This is a genomic window from Candidatus Accumulibacter sp. ACC005 (assembly GCF_907163215.1).
In the GTDB taxonomy this organism is placed as follows: domain Bacteria; phylum Pseudomonadota; class Gammaproteobacteria; order Burkholderiales; family Rhodocyclaceae; genus Accumulibacter; species Accumulibacter regalis.
The window spans coordinates 186,715-208,882 of the sequence record NZ_CAJQUB010000011.1 but is presented as its reverse complement, the minus strand read 5'-3'; the positions used below and the strand labels follow the sequence as shown (position 1 = coordinate 208,882).

16 protein-coding genes and 2 pseudogenes are annotated in these 22,168 nt (G+C 62.7%); 9 read left to right on the top strand and 9 right to left on the bottom strand.

Translation table 11 applies throughout. The annotated features are described in order from the left end of the window. The first annotated feature begins 181 nt into the window (after positions 1-181). On the top strand, positions 182-1,930 hold the full coding sequence (locus QZ613_RS13265) for a phospholipid carrier-dependent glycosyltransferase (protein WP_291982827.1): 1,749 nt from the start codon (positions 182-184) through the stop codon (positions 1,928-1,930). 358 nt (positions 1,931-2,288) lie between these two features. Here the strand turns inward: QZ613_RS13265 and QZ613_RS13260 are convergent, their stop codons facing one another. The 7 genes from QZ613_RS13260 to QZ613_RS13230 all read right to left on the bottom strand — a co-directional run bounded on the left by QZ613_RS13260 (position 2,289) and on the right by QZ613_RS13230 (position 9,542). Beyond that, positions 2,289-2,645, bottom strand: coding sequence for a diacylglycerol kinase (locus QZ613_RS13260; RefSeq protein ID WP_043566586.1), 357 nt, complete (start codon positions 2,643-2,645; stop codon positions 2,289-2,291). After that, positions 2,642-4,792: a bifunctional DedA family/phosphatase PAP2 family protein gene (locus tag QZ613_RS13255; RefSeq protein ID WP_291982825.1), complete on the bottom strand. Its 2,151-nt coding sequence runs from the start codon at positions 4,790-4,792 to the stop codon at positions 2,642-2,644. Before QZ613_RS13255 ends, QZ613_RS13260 begins: the two co-directional genes overlap by 4 nt. Positions 4,793-4,801: 9 nt before the next feature. Continuing rightward, positions 4,802-5,995, bottom strand: coding sequence for an MFS transporter (locus tag QZ613_RS13250; protein ID WP_291902918.1), 1,194 nt, complete (start codon positions 5,993-5,995; stop codon positions 4,802-4,804). A 60-nt stretch (positions 5,996-6,055) separates the two neighbouring features. Continuing rightward, positions 6,056-7,435, bottom strand: coding sequence for an ATP-binding protein (locus tag QZ613_RS13245; RefSeq protein WP_291982823.1), 1,380 nt, complete (start codon positions 7,433-7,435; stop codon positions 6,056-6,058). After that, positions 7,411-8,073, bottom strand: a complete 663-nt coding sequence (locus QZ613_RS13240) for a response regulator transcription factor (RefSeq protein WP_043566579.1) — start codon at positions 8,071-8,073, stop codon at positions 7,411-7,413. Before QZ613_RS13240 ends, QZ613_RS13245 begins: the two co-directional genes overlap by 25 nt. 98 nt (positions 8,074-8,171) lie before the next feature. After that, positions 8,172-8,948: a hypothetical protein gene (locus QZ613_RS13235; RefSeq protein WP_291982821.1), complete on the bottom strand. Its 777-nt coding sequence runs from the start codon at positions 8,946-8,948 to the stop codon at positions 8,172-8,174. 249 nt (positions 8,949-9,197) lie between these two features. Beyond that, positions 9,198-9,542 carry a PepSY domain-containing protein gene (locus QZ613_RS13230; protein ID WP_291982819.1) on the bottom strand — a complete coding sequence of 115 codons (345 nt, stop codon included), beginning with the start codon at positions 9,540-9,542 and terminating at the stop codon, positions 9,198-9,200. 256 nt (positions 9,543-9,798) lie between these two features. On the opposite strand from QZ613_RS13230, the gene QZ613_RS13225 reads away from it, so the two are divergent. The 4 genes and pseudogenes from QZ613_RS13225 (at position 9,799) to QZ613_RS13215 (ending at position 13,810) form a co-directional block, all read left to right on the top strand. Continuing rightward, the gene (locus tag QZ613_RS13225; protein WP_291982817.1) at positions 9,799-11,856 is read left to right on the top strand and encodes an NADPH-dependent 2,4-dienoyl-CoA reductase; all 2,058 of its coding nucleotides are present in this window, start codon (positions 9,799-9,801) and stop codon (positions 11,854-11,856) included. A gap of 60 nt (positions 11,857-11,916) precedes the next feature. Then, positions 11,917-12,525, top strand: coding sequence for a TetR/AcrR family transcriptional regulator (locus QZ613_RS13220; RefSeq protein ID WP_291982815.1), 609 nt, complete (start codon positions 11,917-11,919; stop codon positions 12,523-12,525). Positions 12,526-12,826: 301 nt separating this feature from the next. Continuing rightward, positions 12,827-13,081, top strand: a pseudogene (locus QZ613_RS21185) (HNH endonuclease); the annotation flags it as partial. A gap of 114 nt (positions 13,082-13,195) precedes the next feature. After that, positions 13,196-13,810 (top strand): GNAT family N-acetyltransferase, encoded by a 615-nt coding sequence (locus QZ613_RS13215; RefSeq protein ID WP_291982813.1) that lies wholly within the window; start codon positions 13,196-13,198, stop codon positions 13,808-13,810. A 253-nt stretch (positions 13,811-14,063) separates the two neighbouring features. Here the strand turns inward: QZ613_RS13215 and QZ613_RS13210 are convergent, their stop codons facing one another. Then, complete coding sequence (locus tag QZ613_RS13210) at positions 14,064-14,681, bottom strand: pyridoxamine 5'-phosphate oxidase family protein (protein WP_291982811.1); 618 nt, start codon at positions 14,679-14,681, stop codon at positions 14,064-14,066. A 140-nt stretch (positions 14,682-14,821) separates the two neighbouring features. Here QZ613_RS13210 and QZ613_RS13205 point away from each other — a divergent pair, with 140 nt between their 5' ends. The 4 genes from QZ613_RS13205 (at position 14,822) to QZ613_RS13190 (ending at position 19,975) form a co-directional block, all read left to right on the top strand. Further along, a complete protein-coding gene (locus QZ613_RS13205; protein ID WP_291982809.1) occupies positions 14,822-15,724 on the top strand; it encodes a LysR family transcriptional regulator in 903 nt (300 codons plus the stop codon). 245 nt (positions 15,725-15,969) lie between these two features. Further along, the gene (locus QZ613_RS13200) at positions 15,970-17,280 is read left to right on the top strand and encodes a hydroxyacid-oxoacid transhydrogenase (protein ID WP_291982807.1); all 1,311 of its coding nucleotides are present in this window, start codon (positions 15,970-15,972) and stop codon (positions 17,278-17,280) included. Between the two features lie 414 nt (positions 17,281-17,694). After that, a complete protein-coding gene (locus QZ613_RS13195) occupies positions 17,695-18,318 on the top strand; it encodes a glutathione S-transferase family protein (protein WP_291982805.1) in 624 nt (207 codons plus the stop codon). 253 nt (positions 18,319-18,571) lie between these two features. Next, positions 18,572-19,975 (top strand): ATP-binding protein, encoded by a 1,404-nt coding sequence (locus QZ613_RS13190; protein ID WP_291982803.1) that lies wholly within the window; start codon positions 18,572-18,574, stop codon positions 19,973-19,975. A 161-nt stretch (positions 19,976-20,136) separates the two neighbouring features. Here QZ613_RS13190 and QZ613_RS13185 read toward each other — a convergent pair. Further along, positions 20,137-21,617 (bottom strand): annotated as a pseudogene (locus QZ613_RS13185) (IS3 family transposase). Between the last annotated feature and the right edge of the window lie 551 nt (positions 21,618-22,168).

The following is a 22,168-nucleotide window of genomic DNA, read 5'->3' as shown; positions in this document are numbered from 1 at the left end:
ACCTTCATCCAGCGCCGCGGGGGCTCCCCACCAAGGCCACAGCCGGCGATCGAAGGCGTATAAGATCCGGGACGGTCAGTGACCGCAGACCACCACCGACGACCGGCGCAACCACCCCGCCAAACCTCCTGAGAAACCTGAGCAAGTCGAGCCTGGCCCGACAGGCCCGCCGAGACACCCCATGAGCACACCCGCAGCAGCACCTCGACCTGGGCCGTCAGCACCGGCGCCCGCGTCGCCCGAACTGAAGCGGACGAACGACGCTCGACGACGGGAAACCCTGGTCGTTGCCGCCATTGGCTTGCTGCTGTTCACCTTTGGCTTGTGGGGTCAGGAGTTCGTCGGCTTCGAAACGCGCTTCGCCGTTTTCGCCAAGGAAATGCTGCGCCTGGGCGTGTCGATCTTTCCCAGAACCTACGGCGAGCCTTATCCCGACTACCCGGCCACCTCGACACTGCTGATCTGGCTGGGCTCCTTGCCCTTCGGCGAAGTGAACAAATTCACCGCGGTCCTTCCGACGGCGATCGCCAGCGCACTGAATCTGGCGCTGACCTATCGCCTGCTGAGCCACGTCTCGCGCCAGTGGGCTTTCATGGGCGTGTGCTTTTCTCTCCTGACCGCCACCTTTCTGGCCGAAGCACGCTCGATTTCGCTGGACCAGATGCTGGCGACAGTCACCCTGGCATGCTTCGTGGTGGTCTATCGCGACGACCATCAGGGGGGCGGGTCGGCGCGCCGCACGGCCTGGATTCTGGCCCTGCTGCTGGTCGGATTTTCGCTTCGCGGCCCGATGGGCATCGTCATTCCGGTCGGGGTCGTTTGCAGCTATTACGCGCTGACCAATCAATGGCGTGCCGTATTCAAAGTCGGCCTGCCAGCATTGGCGCTGTTGATCGCATGCTGGTTCGCACTGCTCGCTCTCGCCAGAATCGAAGGCGGCGAAAGCTTCGTCAATGATGTCATCCGAATGCAAGTGAGCGGACGCCTGAGCGGCAACGACGACGCCTTGCCGCGCTACTACTACCTGGTCAACAGCCTGGCCAACTTCGCGCTCAGCTTCCCGGTGGCGTTGCTGGTCACGGTGAGCGTGCTCACCACTTCACGCCCGTATCTGCCATTCCCCTGGCTGCGAAAAGCGTCCACTGCGGCGTGGGATCCCGCCTTGCGCATGGCCGCATTGATGGCTGCATGGCTGCTCTTGATATTGATCGGCTTGTCGATTCCGGAAACCAAGAAGGCGCGCTACCTGTTGCCGGCCGTTCCGGCAATGGCCGCACTGGCGGCTTACGTGTTCATCGATCAGGGCAACAGGCTGCTGTTGGTCACCTACCAGTTGCTGCAGAAACTGCTGCTGGTGCTGCCAACACTGCTGATCGCGCTGCTTCTTTTTGCGCAGCACTATGCGCGCAAGCAGCAGCTGAGCGTAGACATCAACGCCGGCCTGCTGCTGAGTCTGCTGGCCGGCGCTCAGCTCGTGTCTTTGCTTGCCCTGCGCCAGACGCAGACGCCGGCTCGACGCGACCAGATCATCGTCGCCGTCGCCGCTCTTGCTTTCTGGCTGACCAATGTCACTCTGCGCGAACCTGCAGAACTGCAGCTCCACTCGGCGCGCCCCTTTGTCGAAGCCGTCGAGACGCTGCGGCGCGACAAACCCGCGCCGCTGGTGCTGTACGGCATCAGCAAGGACAGCCTGGCGATCGTCTATCACGTCAATGTCGCTGGCGACTTTCGACCACAATTCGTCAATCAGGGAGAGCCACTGGCCGCCCTGCACTATCCGCTTTATCTGTTGATCAGCGACAGGGGCCGCCGCGCGCTAGCCAGCCCGAGCAGCGGCGACGAACGAGCGGAATGGCCGACGCCGGCTTACCGGGGCTACTTCCGCGACGGCGATTACAGCGTCTACTATCTGGAACAGCCGCCACATTAGTAGCGTTGCACGCAGAGTGGAACATAGACATCCCGGCCAGCACGGGGGTTGCGCGCGGCGGTCGGGCTGGCTGAGAGCCTCGTCGGGAAGGCGGCAACACGCCAGCCCGCTCGTCATTGCGAGGAGGCGCAGCCGACGCGGCAATCCAGTTCCATCCTCTTGCTATCTTCCGCCGCAGCGACCGCGCGAAGAGCAAAACCTCTGGATTGCCGCGTCGGCTTCGCCTCCTCGCAATGACGGTGGGTGGGGCATGAGCGCCGCGGGTGGCGACGACGGACGCTCGGGCATGGGCCCGGCGAATTTCAGCCGCCACCGGGAAGCGAACGCGGCCAGCCCACCCACACGCGCACCACCGGGATCACGCAGCCACGGTGGCGTAGAGGGCGAGCATCGCCACGACTGCCGCAGCGAAACTGATCACCAGGACCATGCCGGCGAGCATGTCCTTCACCTTGCCGACGACCGGGTGCAATTCGGGATGGAGGTGGTCGGCGAGCGCCTCTACGGCCGAGTTCAGCAGTTCCGCGGCGAGAACGAGCGCGATGCACAGCACGATGAGCGCCCACCACAGGGCGGTGGGTTGAAGCACAGCGAAGGCGAGCAGGGTGACGAGGCCGAGCGCCAAGTGAACGCGGAAATTTCGTTCCTCGGTCCACGCGAAGCCGATGCCGGCGAAAGCATTGCGCAGTTTCTTCGTGAAGGACTGGTTTTTCATTGACTTGGCCCTTGCTGGCCACACAGCAGTGAAAGGTCGCCGCGGTCGCCCGGGTCAAGCAGCCACAACTGCCCGCGGGTGAAGAAATGGCCACCCATCAGGTAGCTGCCGATCATCGGCGGGAGCAATGGTCGCAGGCACGCGTCGAATGGCTGCCCCGGGCGCTTGAGCGACTCGACGAAGCCTTCAGCCGCCGCATCCACGTCAGGAGAAATCGTGTGCAACACGCCCCAGCGGGTGCCATCGTACTCGCGCACCACCCCGACGAATAGACGATCCTGGCCAACCCGATAGGGCGTCGTCCAGATGCGAACCGTCGCCACCACTTTTTTCTCGGCCTCTTGAAGCGGTCGTTCGAACGCCAGGTCGTTCATCTGGTCGTTCCAGAAAGCCGGTGCGAGCGGTGCCGTGACGTAATCCAGGCCTTGCCGGACAAGGCGCAGCATGTTCTGCGCATCGGCCTTGTCGGCGGCCAGCCATCCCGCCCGGCGCAGGCGGGCCGCCAAGGCGTCGGCGTTCGCTTCGACGATGGCGAAGCTCAGCGGTTGCTCGGGCCGGCCAAGCAGGGTGAGCGTGCGCGAAAGCGTCGCGCTGCGCAACAGCTCATCCACAGGACGATCGAGGTCGACGCTCAACGCGGTCGGGTGCGCAGGCGCCGGCAGCCTGCGGGCAGATGCATAGGTGACGCATCCGACAGCGGCGACAACGGCCAGGCCGCGAGCCGCTGTCCTTCGCCACGGCTCGCTCGGCGCATGCCAGTTGATTCGGCCGCCGGCCGCCAGGAATTCGCTCAGGCTGATGCCGACAATCAGCCAAAGGGTTCCGATCAGGTAGCCCGCCCAGACATCGCTCAGATAATGCACGCCGAGCACGATGCGACTCAGGCCGATCAGGACGACCAGGACGCCGGTGGCAAAGAATAGCTTGACCTGCGTCTTCCATGTGGCGCTCGAACGGATCAAGAGATAGCCCAGGAAACCGTAGAACGCAACGGCTGCGGTGGCGTGCCCGCTCGGGAACGACCAGGACGATTCGAGCAACAGGGCCTCGACCGGCCGAGGCCGCCGAAAGGCCATTTTGGCCAGCGCGCTGAACGCGCTTGCGCCAAGGCTGGAGAGCAGCAAGGCCGCAATCGCGTAGTTCAGGTTCGCCAGCCAGAGCACCAGGCACGCGACCGCGAGTAGTGCTCCGACGACCGCTGGCTCGCCGAGGCTGGTAATCCACAGCGCCGGGGAAACGACTGCTGGCGTGCGAAACGCGGCGATCAGCTGGGCGGCGGCATGGTCGAGCGCAACGATCGGGTCGGAGGTGACGACATCCTCGACAACGCCCGCGAACAAGGCCAGGGCAAAGGCGAATGCCAGCATCAGAAGCGTCAGTGGCAGGCCTTTGAAATGGGCGCGATCGACACGCTCGGCGAGAAAGCGGACGCCGTCCGGATGGCGGCGCGCCAGTCGGCGCAGATAGCGATTACGACCCAGGCCAGCCTTGATCGAGCGTGCGAGCGAAACCGCCACCTGCAGCACCGCGCCCCCATGGCGCACGACGAAGCGCTGCAAGAGCCACAGCAGCATCCAGACCAGCAAGACAACGACCAGCGCCATCCCCGCACGTGACATCCACGCCTGCGCCAGATTGAGCGACTGCCCGAACAGGTAGCCGCCACCGACCCACTGCAGGCCCCAGCCGATGGCACCCAGGACATTCCAGAGCATGAACGTATGGCGCTGCATGCCGACAGTGCCGGCCACGAAGGGTGCGACTTCCTTGACGCTCGGGATGAAGCGCGCCAGAAAGACGCTCTTTGCGCCATGCCGATCGAAGAAGCTGCGTGCCTTACCGAAATGATCTGGCGTCAGGAACCACACGCCGTCACGCACCCACCTGTTGCCGTAGCGTTGGCCCAACCAGTAATTGAAATTATCGCCAAGGACGGCGCCGGCGACCGCAAACCACAGCAGGTCGACGAAATCGAGATGGCCGCTGGCCGACAGGGCGCCAAGCATGAGCAGGAGAGTCGAACCCGGCAGGAGCAGACCCACCACGAACGCCGTTTCGAGCAAGGCGGTAAAGAAGGCCAGCCAGTAGCCGAGCAGATGGAAGTGCTCAATGGACGGCAGGATAGAAGCGAAGAGTCTCTCGATCATTGAAGCACGCTAAGCCTTGCGCATGCGCATGACTGGCTGCCAGGCCAGGCCCAGGAGTGCAAGGGCGGAGAAAATCGCGCCGGAATAGAAAGTTAATGACGCGCCGAACCGATCCCACAGCAGCCCCGCCAGCACACTGGCCAGCAGCATCGCCAGTCCGCTCACCAGACTGAAGAACCCGAACGCAGTGCCGCGCAGGTCGGCCGGGGCGGTGTCGGCCACCATCGTCGCCAGCAAGCCTTGAGTGATGCCCATGTGGATGCCCCAGAGGGCGACGCCGGCAAGCACGACACCCCAGTGGACACCGCTGGCCAGGACCAGATCGGCGGCGATCAGGACGACCAGGCCAAGTGCCAGCAGTTTCTTGTGGCTCACCCGATCGGCGAGCCTGCCAAACGGGTAGGCGGACGCCGCATAGACCACATTCATCGCCACCATGAGCAACGGCACCAGGGCCAGCGGTATGCCGCCTTGCTGCGCACGCAGAACGAGGAAGGCCTCGCTGAAACGAGCCAGGGTGAACACGGCGCCGATGCTCACGACCCACCAATACGAGGCACCCAGGCGTTTCAGGTTCTCGCGCCGGATCGGATTGCTGCGCTTCGCCGTCTGCTGGTGTTCAGGTTCGCGCAGGCCGAAGAGCAATAGTGCGACCGCCATCAACCCCGGAATCATGGCCACCCAGAACACCGCACGAAAATCGTTGGCCCAGATCAGCATCAGGCCCACCGCCAGCAGGGGGCCAAGAAATGCGCCCACGGTGTCGAGCGACTGACGCAGGCCGAACGCCGCGCCGCGCAAATGCGCTGGCGCGATATCTGCCACAAGGGCATCGCGCGGCGCCCCTCGGATGCCCTTGCCAGCGCGATCGAGCAAACGCGCTGTGAGCACGAGGCCGGTCGACGAAGCGACGGCGAACAGCGGCTTGGTCAGCGCCCCGAGCGCGTAGCCGAAGACTGCCAGGCCCTTGCGTTGGCCAAGATAGTCGCTCAGTGCGCCCGAGAAAATCCTGATGATCAGCGCCGTAGCCTCGGCCAAACCTTCAATCAGGCCGACCACGAAGGCGCTCGCCCCCAGGCTTGTGACCATGAATAGCGGCAGCAGGCTGTGGATCATTTCCGAAGAAATATCCATCAACATGCTGACGAAGCCGAGCACCCATATGCCGCGCGGAATTCGCCGTGACGACGGTTCGGCGGTCATGTCTTTCCCGCCAAGGCCAGGATCGCAATGGCCGGCCACGCCGTCCGACCTCGGCCTCGCTTAACGCTGAGCAATCGTGCCGGCATTTCGCCGCGACCCGCTGAAGGTGACCGCAACGCGCAATCCACGCGACTCGGCGACGTCCGTGTAGTCCAGCGCCACCGAAGCAGCGCAGCGATCGGTGATCGCCTTGACGATGGCGAGTCCGAGTCCCGAGCCGGCTTCGTCATTTCCCAACACGCGGTGGAATGGCTCGAACACCAGCGCCCGCTCGCTCGGAGCGATTCCGGGCCCATTGTCGCTGACCTGTACGACAACCGTGTCGTCTTCGACGCCGACCGAAAGGTCTATCCGGCCACCCGCCGGCGTGTACTTGATTGCGTTGTCCACGAGATTCCGCACCACGGTCATCAGATCGGTCTCCGCGAGGAGGATGTTTGCATCCTGTTCGCTGGTGACCCCAATGTCGATCGATTTTGCCGCAGCCTGCGGATGCAGATCTTCGAGTACCTGGCGAAAGATCTGCTGGAGCGACACTGGCGAGGCCGCCATGGCCGACGGCTCCTGGACCCGGGTCAAGGTCAACAGTTGATCGAGCAACAGGCGCGCGCGGCGAATCCCCTGCCGCAGCGATGCCACGCGATCACCTGCGACGCTGGACATTTCCGTGTCGGCCAGTCGCTCGGCTTGTAGCGACAGTGCGGTGAGCGGTGAGCGCAATTCATGTGAGGCGTCGGCGACAAAGCGGCGCTGTTGACTGACTGACTGCTCGACTCGCGAGAACAAGCGGTTGATTGCTGCCACGAAGGGGCGGATTTCGGTCGGCAGACCAGTGGCGCTGAGCGTACCGAGATCCTGTTCGCGCCTTCCGTCGAGATCGGTGGCGAGGCGGTTCAGTGGTTTCAGCATTCGGCGGATGACGTCGCGCAGGACCAATAACAGGATGGGAATGAGAATGATGAACGGCATCAAACTGCGTAAAGCGCCGTCGCGGGCAATTTCGTCGCGCACCGCCGTTTGTTGCCCGACGACGAAGCGTGTGTCGGCGGCCAGTGTGGTGACAAAAAGCCGCCAGGATTCACTCCCAACGATCACGGTCTGGAGACCGTCTGGCAAATCGGCGGAGAGCAACAGTGGCGTTGCTGACGAGCGCGCCGCTTCCCCGCCCGCGTTGGGCAGCATCTGCACCACCACACGCGACTCCGGATCCGAGTCAAGGTCGGGCAAACCTGTGGCCGCGTTGCCAACCGGAAGGTGGTTGCGGTCGATGAGGGCGCCGATCTGCCGCAGCGTGTCGTCCTGCAGTTCGTTCGCTTCTTCGAACGCAGTGACGAACGAGAACAGCCCAGCGACCATCGCCACCCCCAGCAACAGCGCACTGACCGACGCCGAAAGCCTGAACTCCAGCGATTGCCTCAATGGTGCTTGGGGACCAGCCATCCCAGGCCTCGCACGTTCTTGATGGCATCGTTGCCGAGTTTCTTGCGCAGCGAGTGGATGATGAACTCGACGGCGTTGCTTTCCACCTCGCTTCCCCAGCCATACATGCGATCCTCCAATTCGCTTCGCGACAGGATCGCCCCGGGCCGGATCATCAGGGCGTGCAGAAGGGCGAATTCGCGCCCCGACAAGGGCACCGTCCTGCCGTCGACAGACACCGCTTTTGCCGCCACATCCAGTGATAGCGTGCCGTTGCACAGCAGAGGGCCGGCAACACCCCCTTTGCGACGGACCACCGCGCGCATGCGCGCCAACAACTCGGCCATTTCGAAAGGCTTCAATACGTAGTCGTCGGCACCGAGATCGAGGCCCTGAATACGGCTCTCAACAGCGTCGCGCGCCGTGATGACGAGCACCGGCACCGCATCGTTGCGAGCGCGAACGATGTGCAACACCTGCAGGCCATCCTTCTTCGGCAGCCCAAGATCGAGCAGTACGATGTCGTAGTGATGGATTTCGCAGGCGTCAATGGCCATCTGTCCGTCGCGCACCCAATCGACGGCATAGGCAGCGTCCAGCAACGCCGCCTGCACGGCTTCGCCGATCATCCGGTCGTCTTCGACAAGTAGAACTCGCATTGAACCCTCTGCTTGAAACGCTTCAGCGCGCACCCGGTCGCCGGGCAATGGCCATCATGCCAGATGGCCAGCATCGCGGCGACTGTCGTGCGTGTTGATCAGATCTGCTCGGCCAGACGACGATCAGTCGCCGTCAGGTAGGCAACCAGGCCCAGGATCGTCAGCAGGAAAATGGCACTGGTGACCACGGTTCCCAGGCCGAGTCCGCCGTTGGCGACCGGTTGTGAGAGCAGGTCGCCGCAGGAGGCGCCGAACGGACGGGTCAGCACATAGGCGATCCAGAACGCCAGCACCGCGTTCAGGTTGAATAGGTAATAGGCGATGGTCACCGCGCCAATCATTGCGCCAAACATCAGACCCGAGTAGGCGTAACCCAGTTGCAGGCCTTCCGCGGCAAGATCACCGGCGGCGGTGCCCAGCGCGAAGGTGAACAGGATGGCGGCCCAATAGAACAATTCGCGCCGGGTCGTGAAAATGGTGTGGATCGAGAGCGTTCTTTCGCTCGCGTACCAAAGCCCGCAGGTAGCCAACAGGACGATGCTGAAGATGGCGGTGGTGGTCTGCAGGGAGACGCCGAAATTATCGACCAGGTTGTCGGTGACGAGGGTACCGAAAACACTGATCAGCACGACGGCAAGCCAGTAGATCCAGGGAGCGTAGCGTCTTGCTTTGATCTGCGCCAACAGCGCCACGAGCAACAGTCCGCCCATGACCAGTGAGGTCCCGGTGAGGCCAAAATCGAGATTCACATTGAGAAAGTCAGCGGCTGTTTCGCCGACCGTGGTGGCCATGATCTTGATGATCCAGAAGAACAGCGTGACTTCCGGAACCTTGTTGAGCATGCGCTGTGTATCGTCACGTGACAGGGTATTCATGATGTCCTCCCGCAGGCAGTGGTAGAAAAGGTACAGCCGGAGTTTGGCCGCGTAGTCTTGGCCGTGGCATAGGGGGTCTTCATTCGGTAACCCAGCAACGTCGAATCAGTGGGCCGAAAAGGCGTCGGCAAGCCATCACCGTCCACGGAAGAACCGGCTCTACCAGCCAGTGCGCTTCGCGCCGGCACGGCCAGGCACTGAACGCCGCCACCGCACCGGCAGGTGCGGGCGCGGCAGAAATCAGGGCGATCAATCCTTTTCGTCGTGATCGTCGTCGCGGCCCTCGTGGCGGTCAGCCTTGTCCTCGGCTGACGACAGGATTGTGCCCTTGTCCGCATCGACCTTGACGTCGAAGACCTTGGCTCCGGCGACGACCTCGACTTCGTAGATCGCGCCCTGTTTGGTGTGCTCGAATTCGGCCTGGCTCGCCTTGCCGTTGTGCTGTTTCTCGGCGATGCTGATTGCCTGAGCGATGGTGATTTTTGCCTGGTTGATACCCAGGGCGTCGTTTTCGGTGGATCTCGCGGCGTAAGCGGCGCCGCCAAGGGTGGCGATCGCCGTGGCGAGGATCGCAAGTATGGTGGTCTTGTTCATGTTCGTACTCCTTTTGTATTCACGCAGAAAGTCGCGTGATGCAAAAAGTACGCAGCCAGACTTAGCGGGTACTGAGCAAACGCTGCGCGCGAGACGAGCGTATCAACGCACGACCCGGACTCGGGCGATGCCAGCGGAAACGGGGACTGCGAGAGCCTCGGTTTCGCTCCTTGCTTGCAAACTGCCCTCTTTTGCGTAAAGATAACCAAGCGCTTGCTTGCTTAAACATTGATCGCCCTTTTCCGGACACCCCCATATGAACGAGAGCACCGGCACAAAGCTGCCCCCGACACAACCCGCCCCGTACCCGCATCTGCTGGCACCGCTGGATCTGGGCTTCACGACGCTCGGCAACCGCGTCCTGATGGGCTCGATGCACACCGGGCTCGAAGAGGAGAAGAACGGTTTCGAGCGCATGGCGGCCTTTTACGCCGAGCGCGCCCGCGGCGGCGTCGGGCTGATCGTCACCGGCGGCTTCTCGCCCAACCTCGCCGGGCGGGTCTACCACTTCGGTTCGCAACTCAGCTTTTCCTGGCAGGTGCGCAAGCACCGCCTGATCACCGAGGCCGTGCATGCCGCCGGTGGCAGGATCGCGCTACAGATCCTGCATACCGGGCGCTATGCCTATCACCCGCTGAACGTCGCGCCGTCGAAGCTGCGTGCGCCAATCAACCGTTTTACGCCACGCGCGCTGAGCGAGTGGGGAATCCGCAAGACGATCGGTGACTACGTGCGCTGCGCGCAGCTGGCGCAGCAAGCCGGTTACGACGGCGTCGAGATCATGGGCTCCGAGGGCTACCTGATCAACCAGTTCATCGCCCGGCAGACGAACCGGCGCGACGACCAGTGGGGCGGCTCCTTCGAAAACCGCATCCGCTTCGCGGTCGAGACGGTGCGCGCGACACGCGAGAAAGTCGGCCCGAATTTCATCATCATTTTCCGCCTGTCGATGCTCGACCTGGTCGAAGGCGGCAGCAGCTGGGAGGAAGTGGTGCAGCTCGCCAAGGCCATCGAAGCCGCCGGCGCGACGCTGATCAATACCGGCATCGGCTGGCACGAGGCGCGCATCCCGACCATCGCGACGATGGTCCCGCGCGCCGCTTTCGCCTGGGTAACCAAGCGTTTGAAGGGCGCGGTGAACATTCCCTTGATCACCACCAACCGCATCAACACGCCCGAGGTCGCCGAGGAGGTGCTGGCCTCGGGCTGCGCCGACATGGTCTCGATGGCCCGCCCCTTCCTCGCCGACGCCGACTTCGTGAACAAGGCCGCCGCCAACCGGGGCGACGAGATCAACACCTGCATCGCCTGCAACCAGGCGTGCCTGGATCATATCTTCAACGGCAAGTTGAGCAGCTGCCTGGTCAACCCGCGCGCCTGCCACGAAACCGAGCTGAGCATCGAAAAAGCGGCTGCGCGCAGGAAGGTTGCCGTCGTCGGCGCCGGGCCGGCGGGAATGGCCTGCGCCACCACCGCCGCCGAACGCGGCCACGCCGTGACGCTGTTCGACGCCGCCGAACGGATTGGTGGCCAGTTCAACCTCGCCAGGCGCATCCCCGGCAAGGAGGATTTCGCCGAGACGCTGCGTTACTTCGGCCGGCGCATCGAAACCAGCGGCGTCACCCTGGAGTTGAACCAGCGCGTCGATGCCGAACTGCTCAAGGCCGGCGGCTTCGACCACGTCGTGCTGGCCACCGGCATCACCCCGCGCCAGCCGGCGATCGCCGGGATCGACAGCGACAAGGTGGCCAGCTACGTCGACATCGTCGAAGGCCGCAAGGTCGCCGGCAAGCGCGTGGCGATCATCGGCGCCGGCGGCATCGGCTTCGACGTCGGCGAGTTCCTGACGCACGCGCATGACGACAGGAGCGAGGCCGAACGCTTCAACGACGAGTGGGGAATCGACCCGAGCTACGCGCACCGTGGTGGCCTCAAGCCGCCGCTCGACGAGCCCGCACCACGGCAGGTCTTTCTGCTCCAGCGCAAGTCGTCGAAAGTCGGTGAGAGCCTGGCCAAGACCACCGGCTGGATTCGCCGCACCCTGCTCAAGAAGCGCGGCGTACAGATGATCGGCGGCGTGAACTACGAACGCATCGACGACGCCGGCCTGCACATCACCGTCGATGGCCAGGCCACGACGCTGGCGGTCGACACCGTCGTCGTCTGCGCCGGCCAGGAATCGCGCCGCGAACTGCTCGCCCCGCTGCAGGCCGCCGGCATCCCGGTGACGCTGATCGGCGGCGCCGACGTCGCCACCGAACTCGACGCCAAACGCGCCATCGACCAGGGTACGCGGGTCGCGGCAGCGCTGTGACGATCACCCGCCTGCGCGCCACGCGGCGCGCGCCGTACGCCCTCGGTCCGGCTTGAGCCGATGCCGAGACGAAAGGCAGAAGCCGGGCTCGAGCCCAATCGCCGCGCCGAGTTGCTGCGCGCCGCGGCACGACTGTTCGTCGAAAAGGGCTTCGACGCCACCACCACGCGCGACATCGCCGACGCCGTCGGCATGCGCTCGGGCAGCCCCTTCTATCACTTTCGCAGCAAACAGGAATTGCTCAAGACGGCGATGGTCGAGGGCCTCGACGCCGGCTACACGCGCCTGCTCGCCGCCATCGACGGCGTCAGCGAACCCGAGCAGCGGCTGCGCATACTGGTCCGCACCCACCTCGGCACCCTGCTCGAAGGCGAGTGCCCGGCGCCGATGCTACTCGGCGAAACGCGCGCCCTCGACGCCGCCGCGCACGCCGAAATCGCCGCCGCCTTCGACCGCTACCAGGCGCCGTGGCAAGCGACGCTCGACGAACTGGCGCAAGCCGGCAAGATCCCGTCCGCCGCGTCGCCGGTACGGCTGCTGCTGTTCGGCATGCTCAACTGGTCAAAGCACTGGTATCGTGCCGACGGCAAGCTGTCGCTCGATGAAGTCGCCGACAGCGCGGTGGCGCTGCTGCTCGGCGCATCGCCTGGCGACAGCGGCGAGCTCTGACACACCAGTAAAACAGCGCCCGACAAATCCGCGCTCCCACCCAAAGAACGACCCCCCCCACCCCTGTAGGAGCCCGATTCATCGGGCGATAAAAGCCCCTCGTTCGCACACCACGCCGATAGGCGACGACGATGTCGATGTCGTGCGAAACTTCCGAACATGAAGACATCAGCCGACGCGTCATTGCGAGGAGGCGCAGCCGACGTGGCAATCCAGAGTTGTGGCGCTGCGCATTGGCGATGCGGCGCAAAGGCAGTGAGAGAATGGCACTGGATTGCCGCGTCGGCTGCGCCTCCTCGCAATGACGGTGGGTGCGGGAGGGGCGCCGGATTACCCGCTGCCTTCAAGCTTTCTTGAAGTCTCGTCAAGAAGGCAGCACTACGCTAGCATCGGCCCCTGGGCTGACGATGATCGCCTGGAAATGCTGCTCCCGCAGGCTTGCTGTTACTGTGGAAGGCGCGATTCACTTTCGGTAGACCAGCTCATAGCAACGAAACGAGATGGTGCGAATAGCGGTGACAACCTCGTCTGCGCCTGTCGTTCATGCAACAGTTCGAAGGGCGCCCGTGACGTGACAACACCGCGCCGCGCACCTGTGGCGTCGTGGCTGGGCGAAAGCCGATGCAGAACTCGGACTTGCATATTTGTGGGCAACAAGGAGGTTCACCCGATGGACGCGACGAATGCGGAGCGAAACGTACTGGCAGGGGAATCCGGGACGCACGCGGCGTCGAACTTCGATCTCCAGCCGACGCTCAGCGGCGAAACGATTGCGCTGCGCCCGGTGCATGCCGACGATTTCGAGCCGCTTTACGCGGCCGCTTCCGACCCCCTGATCTGGGAGCAGCATCCGGAGCCCTTGCGCTATCAGCGCGCCGTCTTTGCGGGCTTTTTTGCCAGCGCCCTGGCGTCTGGTGGCGCGCTGGTGGTCATCGACAAGCCCTCGGGCACGGTGATCGGTTCGTCGCGCTACTACGACTGGAATCCCGACACGAGGGAGGTCGCCATCGGCTATACCTTCCTCGCCCGCAGCCATTGGGGGGGCAGCGCGAACCGGGAAATGAAGCAACTGATGCTCGGCCACGCCTTCCTGTTCGCGAAAGTCGTCTGGTTCCACGTCGGCACGAACAACTGGCGTTCACGGCGGGCAATGGAAAAGATAGGCGGCAAGCTGTCACATGAGGCAAGCGTCGAGTCGAACGGCATCGCGCACGACTACGCCTTCTACAGGATCGACGCTCCAGGCCCGCGTCATCGGCAAGACGAGAACCGTCGCTGTCGCTGAAGCCGGGCCTGGTTCAGGCGCAGCCAAGGTCATCGCCATGCCGCTCGCCGGCACGTCATTGCGAGGAAGCGGAGCCGACGCGGCAATCCAGAGGTTTGGCTCCTTGCGTTGTCGATGCGGAGGCGGAAAGAGAATCAGAAGATGGAGCTGGATTGCCGCGTCGGCTTCGCCTCCTCGCAATGACAGCCTGGCTGCCTGATGGCGTCGGGTGTAGCGATCGGAAACCCTCACTGCGCGTGCAGCCGCAGCACCGCTATCTCGTAGGCTTCGCGTCGCGCGCGAGCGCTTGCTGCAGTCGCGCGATCTCGGCATGCAGCACTTGCGTGCGCTGGCCGATCTCCGCTTCGGTGAAGCGCGGCGTGATGTGCTGCGGGCAGTTCCAGTCGAAGGCCTCGACGCTGATCAGCACCGCACGCTCGCTACGCGCGCGATAGTTGCCATCCTCCAGGCGCGCGATCAGCGGCGCATCGTCAGCCGCGTCCACCAGCCGTGCGCGCCCCCATATCTTCAGACGGCGCCGCTGCGCATAGTCCATCAGAATCAGGGCGACGCGACCGGCGGCTTCGATGTTGCCCGCGCTGATGTATTGCACGTTGCCGCGAAAATCGGCGTAGCCGATCGTGCGCGGGTCGAGCACGCGCAGGAAGCCGGCCGGCCCGCCGCGGAATTGTACGTAGGGCCAACCGTTCTCGCCCACACTGGCCTGGTAGAAGCCATCGCGCGCGGCGATGAATTCGGCCTCGGCCGGGCCAAGCGTGTCGCCACGGAAATCAACATGGTCCAGACGGGCGTAGTTTTTCCGGCTGCCCATGCGGGTCTGGAAGGCGCGCACGCCGGGGGTGAAAGCGATTTCGCTGAAGGCACGAGCCATGATGAATCTCCCTTCTCGATGGCTTGGGGTTCGGGTGTCGCCGCAGGGGCGACGATTGCTATCTTGATCGCTTCGCAGGCACCGACAAATGGCGAGAAAGGGATTTGATTGCTGCATTTTGCGCAGTAATATTCGACATCATGGACCTGCTCTCCGCGCTGCGCGCGTTTGTGAAGATCGTCGATTCCGGCAGCCTGACCGCGGCGGCGGAGGCGCTCGCGGTCTCGCAGCCGTCGATGGTGCGCACCCTGGCCGCGCTCGAACGCGAAGTCGGGGTGAGGCTTCTGAACCGCACAACGCGACGCATGGCGCTGACCGACGAAGGCCGCGAATACTGCGCGCGTTGCCGCGCCATCCTGGCGGCCGTCGACGAAGCGCAGGCGAGTCTGAGCGCACGCCGGATCGAGCCGCGCGGGAATCTGCGGATCACCGCGTCGGTGCCCTTCGGCCGCCAGTTCGTGGCGCCGCTGGTCATCGACTTCCTCGCCCAACACCCGCAGATGCACGTCGAGCTGTTGTTGCTCGACCGCCTGACCGATCTGCTCGAGGAAGGGATCGATCTCGCCGTCCGGCTGGCGCCACTGCCCGATTCGTCGATGGTCGGCGTGCCGATCGGGAACACCCGCCGCCTGATCGTCGGCAGCCCGGCCCTGCTCGCGCGCCGCGGCACGCCAAGGACCCCTGGCGATCTGGCCGGCGAGCCCTGCGTCAGTTTCACGGGCCTGGTGTCACCCGGTGAGTGGGAGATCCGCGACCCCGACAAGACGCTGAGGGTCGCCGTGAACAGCGTGCTGACGACCAACCAGATCGATGCCGCCGTGCAGGCCTGTGTGCTGGGACTCGGCTGGGGACAGTTCTTCGACTACCACGTGCGCGAGGAACTGCGCGCCGGCACGCTGATCGAGGTGCTGGCCAGCCAACATGCCGCGCAAACACCCGCCCACATCGTCTATCCGCAAGCCCGGCTACTCTCGCCGAACGTGCGCGCATTCATCGATTTCGCGGCACCGAGCTTGCGGCGGGGGCTTGCTGATCCCGATTGACCCGCTGCCCAGCGGAAGCGGGTCTGCGCCAGGCAGTTCCAGCAGGATGGCGTTGCTCGGGCGGGCGCTCGACAAGGCCGGAGCCAGAGACTTCGCTTTCCGGCACAGCGGACTGCCGCCTGATGAACGCCTGCGCGGATGGCAGTGATAAGCTGGCGGCAGGCGCCTGGTAAAACAGGAATCATGTCCTGCGCCACGGAAAAACCGGGCGCGCAACGGTCGCGACATTTCAGGAGGGTAGGCACATGTCCTGTTGTCACAATTACTACCTGCCAGGCAAAGGCACGGAAAGCGTCTTCTCGGTCGACATTTCGAGCATCAGCTTCGGCCACGGCGTGCTCAAGGAAGCCGGTGAACACGCCAAGGGCCTGGGCATGAGCCGGGTCGCGCTATTTACCGACCCGCGCATCCGCGCACTGCCGTGCCTGATCGAGGTCGCCGACTCCTTGCGGGCAGCGGGCCTCGACACGGTGATCTACGACGAGGTCAAGGTCGAACCGACCGACCAGTCCTTTCTTGCCGCCACCCGGTTCGCCGCCGAAGGCAAGTTCGACGGCTATCTGTCGCTGGGGGGCGGATCGGTCATCGACACCTGCAAGGCCGCCAACCTCTACGCCACCTACCCGGCCGATTTTCTCGACTACGTCAATGCCCCCATCGGCAAGGGGCGGCCGATACCCGGCCCGCTCAAGCCGCATATCGCCTGTCCCACAACCTGCGGCACCGGCTCCGAGTGCACCGGCATCACCATCTTTGACCTGCTCGCCCAGCACGTGAAAACCGGCATCGCGTCGAAGCGCCTCCGGCCGTCGTTGGCGCTGATCGATCCCGCGACCACCTACACCCTGCCCAGGAACGTCGTCGCCGCCAGCGGCTTCGACGTGCTCTCGCACGCGCTGGAGTCCTACACGGCGAAACCCTACACGCGGCGCGCCGCGTCGGCCACAGCCTCCCTGCGGCCAATGAGCCAGGGCGCCAATCCCTGGAGCGACGTCGGTTGCGAAGCGGCGCTGAAACTTGCCGGTCAGTACCTGCAGCGCGCAGTGAATGACGCCAGCGATACCGAAGCACGCGACAGGATGATGTATGCTGCCACGCTGGCCGGAATCGCCTTCGGCAACTCCGGCGTGCACCTGCCACATGGCATGGCCTATTCCGTGGCCGGGCTGGTTCGCGACTATCGCGCCGCGGGTTATCCGCAGGACGAGCCGATGGTGCCGCACGGCATGAGCGTCATCGTCAATGCGCCGTCGGTGTTCCGATTCACGGCGAGCGCCTGCCCGCAACGCCATATCCACGGAGCGCACTGCCTCGGAGCAGAGGTAAAGGGGGCCACCGACGAAGACGCGGCCGAAATCCTCGCCGGCCAGCTGATCAAGATGATGAGGGCTACCGGCATTCCCAACGGCATCGGCGGGGTGGGTTATGGCGAAGCCGACGTCGAGGCGCTGACCCGGGGTGCCTGGGCGCAACAGCGCCTGCTGACCAACGCGCCGCGCGAAATCGTTCAGGACGACCTGCGCCATCTTTACCGCGGCGGGATGAGTTACTGGTAGATTGGGCAGCTCGCGCACCGTGCTTGCACCCGGCAGTCGGCCGGCGCGGTGAATGGAAGTGGTGCTGACAAGAGACCCTTGGGCGTTGGCAGATGCATTCCAGCGACGACCTACGGAAGATTCAGGGAACCGCTGCTGCCGGCGATGACGAGATCGCGGCAATTCACGCATGAAAGCCGACGCTCCCGGTTTCAGCATAGAATCGAGGCTGTCATTTCAGCGTCGTAGAGCCTCTCGATTTCATTTCGCAGCGGACCCCAATCGCCGCAACAAGATCTCGTACACACGCGAAGGGAAAGCTGCCGAGAAGTGCAGAAAAGTTTCGCTTTCGGCGGTCGAACGCTTCCCCGCGGGACCGCTTTTGGCACCATCCTCGGTGCTTCCCCAAGACTCGACACCTCAGAAAGGCGACAAATGAACAAACTGAAGCTGACCTATTTCGACTTCCCCGGCGGACGGGCAGAGCCTGCCCGGCTGGCCATGCATATCGGCGGAGTTCCGTTTGAGGACTATCGCTTTGCGCCGAGCGATTTTTCTGAAGTCCGCAAGACGACACCCCTGAATCAGGTTCCGACCCTTCACGTCAATGATGTGCAAATCACGCAAAGTGACGCGATTACGCGTTATGTCGGGAAACTTTCCGGGCTGTATCCCGAAGATAATTTTCAGGCCTTGTTGTGTGACGAAGTCATGGGTGCGCTGGAAGATATTAACGTGAAACTTGGGGCAACTTTTGGAAAAACAGGCGACGACCTGAAAAGCGCTCGCGACGCCTTGGTAACCGACGCATTACCCAAGTATTTGCGGTGGCTCCAGCATCAACTTGACAGCCACGGCGGAGAGTTTCTTTCGGACAATCGCCTGACCATTGCCGACCTCAAAGCCTTCGTTATCCTGCGTTGGCTCAGTTCCGGGAAACTGGATCACATTCCAAGCGACTTGATCGCAACCGTGGCGCCGAAACTGAACAACTATATGAATTGTCTCGCCAAGATTCCTGCCATAGCGCAATATTATGCAAACGGCGGTTCATCGTGAGGCACTAAGCGTTCAACGGCCGCCGAATTTCTTTAACTCCCTTTCCATACGTCGTTGCGGGCCGCTTTCGGCCACGAAGAGACGGTGGAGAAGTCAGCCGAAAGCGGCCACTGAAACGCTCTGGGTGTATGCTATCGCACTAATGCCTGCCTTCATGCTGCCCGCTGTAATTATCGTGCTTGGTCGTCATCTCTGGCTAAACTGAATCGGCGAATCCGCCCCTTCTTGTTGTTTCCACTTTAGGCCTTCCTGTATGGACTACTACTCCCCATTTAACAAGGCACTTTGCGACCTTCAGACTGCGGACTTGTCAGCACTAAAGCAAACATCCGAAGGGTGGTATGTTGAGTACAAGCGCCAGATGCCAAAAGCAGTAGCCGTTGCCAAGTCGCTGTCGGCGTTCGCTAACACTTATGGTGGCTGGCTTTTTGTCGGCGTAGAGGAAACGTCAAAGGAAAACCCTGTCGCCGGCGCATTTCCTGGCGTCCCGAAGGAAGATATTGACGCCGCGCTTCAGCTAATGCGGAAATCTGCGGCAGATTTGCTAAATCCCAGTCCCCACTTCGATACGAAGATCCTGCTGGGCCCAGACTCCGAACTCGGGCTGCTAGAAAATCGAGCCATAGTCTGCGCTTGGGTTCCGAAAAGCACAAACACACCCCATGTGCACAAGAGCGGCATGATCTACCGACGAGTGTCTGACTCGTCCGAGCCAACGCCAGAGAATGATCGATTCGTGTTGGATCAACTCTGGCGACGCGCCGACGATGTTAAAAGACGCAGCAAGGAATGGTATGACCACGATCCGGAGTTTTCTCCGCAAGAAAAGCTGCAACCATATGCTCGAATCATGCTTGTGGCGGACAAGCGGGAAGAGCGCGATATTTGGATCACTGCTGAGCATGACGCAATGCGTTCCGTTTTCGGACTAAACGGTATGCTCAGTATAATGCCATTTGACACCATCTACACGTCCTCTGAAGGCTTAGTTGCGCGGCAGCTCAGTTCGAACGACCCTTCCCGACTCGGCTTAACTTGGCGCATGTCTCGCAATCTTACGAGCGACGTTATTGTTCCTCTGCAATTTTATCAGCCGGACCTTCCCACAGGACTTGTGACCGACCTCGAAGGATACGACAACGTTGACCAATTCATTAAAGTACTTGACAAATACAACATAAGTACGATTAGAGTGGTCGATCTCAACTGTTTATTTCCCATACTGACCGGAGTTGCGGAGATCCAGCAACGGCTGTGTGCCCTCGCCGGCTGGTCAGAGGAATACCATGTCAAGGTCAAGGTTCTCAACGCATGGCGCACTATTCCATTTGTCGATTCTTCTTTGGTTCTTGAAGAGTACGAAAAATACGGACTACCAATGTGTCTTGATTCAGTTTCTACCACACCGTATGGTACGGGCCCGGACGCTTTCCTTGCGGTACCGACATACCGCGAAACCCAGGACGTGCATGCGCGGGCGTACCTTCAAGCCGCCGCCATGTTTGTTCCCGCTGCCTACGCTTTCGGTGTACTACCTTGCGGCTTGCTAGACGAAGAATCTACAGACGTTACCTACTACGAAGCCTTAGAGAATGCTGGGCGTCGCGCCGTTGGAATTGTTCAAGAGCTGCGAATAGAGCGGCTCAAGACTAACTGACATTGCTCGCGAATTTGCACACACACAAACGCACACAAACTGGTAGAGTAGAGAGCAGGTTTTAGCCTGCCCTCTACTCTACCCGCGGACCCCGTGCGATCAGTGCCTGCAGCCGCTTCCACGGGCGGAACGTGTCAATGACTTTGAGACACCGATGCACATTAATTTAGTGAGCACGGGTCATCTATTTTCGTCGGCGTGTTCTCCTGCTTGGGTGGGTTGATCCAGGCGGCGACGGGCAGCCTGGGAGGTTGGGGGCAGTTGCCCTTGAATCGGCTCGGGTGAGCAGCGTAGGCGGCGTTCAGGGTGTCGGCCCGTTGCTCGAACAGCTGTGCAGCCTGGCCATGGTGGACCGCAGTCGGGGTCATGAAGCCGATGCCGGAATGGCGATGCTGTTCGTTGTACCACTGGAAGAAGCGCTGGCAGTGAGCGCGGGCTTCTTCGATGCTGGCGAAGCGCTCGGGGAAGTCCGGGCGGTACTTCAGGGTTTTGAACTGCGCCTCCGAGAAGGGATTGTCGTCGGAGACGTAGGGACGGCTGTGGGACTTGGCCACATCGAGGTCCACCAGCAGTTCTGCCACGAGCTTGGATCGCATGCTGGTCCCGCGGTCGGCATGGACCGTGAGCGTGCATGGCTCCACGCCCTGTTTGGCGACGGTCTCGGCGATCAACTGCCTGGCCAGTTCAGCGCTCTCGCGCGGGGCGATCAACCAGCCGACGACATAGCGGCTGAAGATATCGAGGATCACGTACAGCTGGAAGCAGGTCCATTTGAGTGGCCCCTTGAGCTTCGTGATGTCCCAACTCCAGACTTGATTCGGTCCGGTGGCCAGCAGTTCGGGTTTGAAGTAGGCAGGATGAGTCAGCTGATTACGCCTTTCGCGTGCTTGACCATCGGCGGCCAGCAAGCGGTACATGGTGCGCACCGAGCCCAGGTAGATGCCCTCGTCGAGCAGGGTGGCGTAGATGCTCGGTGGCGCGCAATCGGCAAAGCGCTCGCTGCACAGCATGTCGCGCAGCGCCTGCCGCTCGGTATCGCTGAGGGCCAGCGGTGGCGCCGGTCGAGTCGACGGGGTCACCGGCGGGACGTTCAAGCGCCGCCGGCGCGCGTCGTCGCGATAGACCGTACTGCGAGGGATCCGCAAGGCCGCGCAAGCGGGTGCCAGCCCAACCTCGGGCGCCAGGACATTGACCGCGTGCATCAGGATCTCCCGTCCGGCGTGTCGTCCGTCAGCTGCCCCAGCAGCATACAAACTTTTTTTTGGACATCAATGATGGTGTGAGCCTGGGCGAGCTGGCGACGCAAGCGGTCGTTCTCACGCGTGAGCTGATCCAGCCGCCGTGCTTCGGCCAGCGCCGGGTCGGCCTTGCGTCCACGCTTTTGCGGTTCGAGTGCGGCCTGTTCGATCGCCGCGCGCTTTTTGCGCCAGGTGGCGAGCAGGGAGGAATAGATGCCCTCCCGGCGTAACAGGGCGCCAATTTCGCCCACCTTCGTGCAGCCGTCGGCGAGTGCCAGGATGCGCAGCCTGTCTGCGCTGGAGAAATGACGGCGGCGCGCCGTCGCCACCACCTCGGGGTTCGGCGGCGCGATGGATGACGCGTTTCCAGTCGCCCTACGGGCTCCTTCCAACGCGTCATCCATCGCCAGTGCGACTTGTCCGTTCATCAGATCCTTCGTGTCGTTTGCCATGATGGGAACCTACCTTTCTACTCTAATTTGTCAGGGGTAGGTGTCTCAGGTCATATTGGCACAGGGGGATCTCGTAAAGACCGTCACCAAATGGGAAGTGCCAACCATCTCGTTGGCCTACCTCGCAAGCCTGAGTCTTCCCACCGCGATAGCCGCATTCGCAGGAGCGCTTGCGCCCGCAGTTCCAGCGGTCGTTGACTACTATTCGCAGCGTCGAAATCTCGTGCGTAGGAATTCGATGGCTTACCTCGTGGGGGGTTTCACAGGTGCTTGACGATGAGCGTTCATAGCGCAACGAAGGCTAACTCAAACGTTGAGCCTGTATGGATTGCCTTCTCGTGAACGTCGGCTACGCGCCTCAGCGGCCGACCGAAATGGGTCGGTTGCCGCCGATGGGAATTCCTGAGAGCGACCACTGGCCTCGACTCGGCGATGACAGGCGCCGGAGTCGGCCAGGAAGGGACGGTGGAAAAGTCTGCCGGAAGCAGCCATTGAAACGGCTT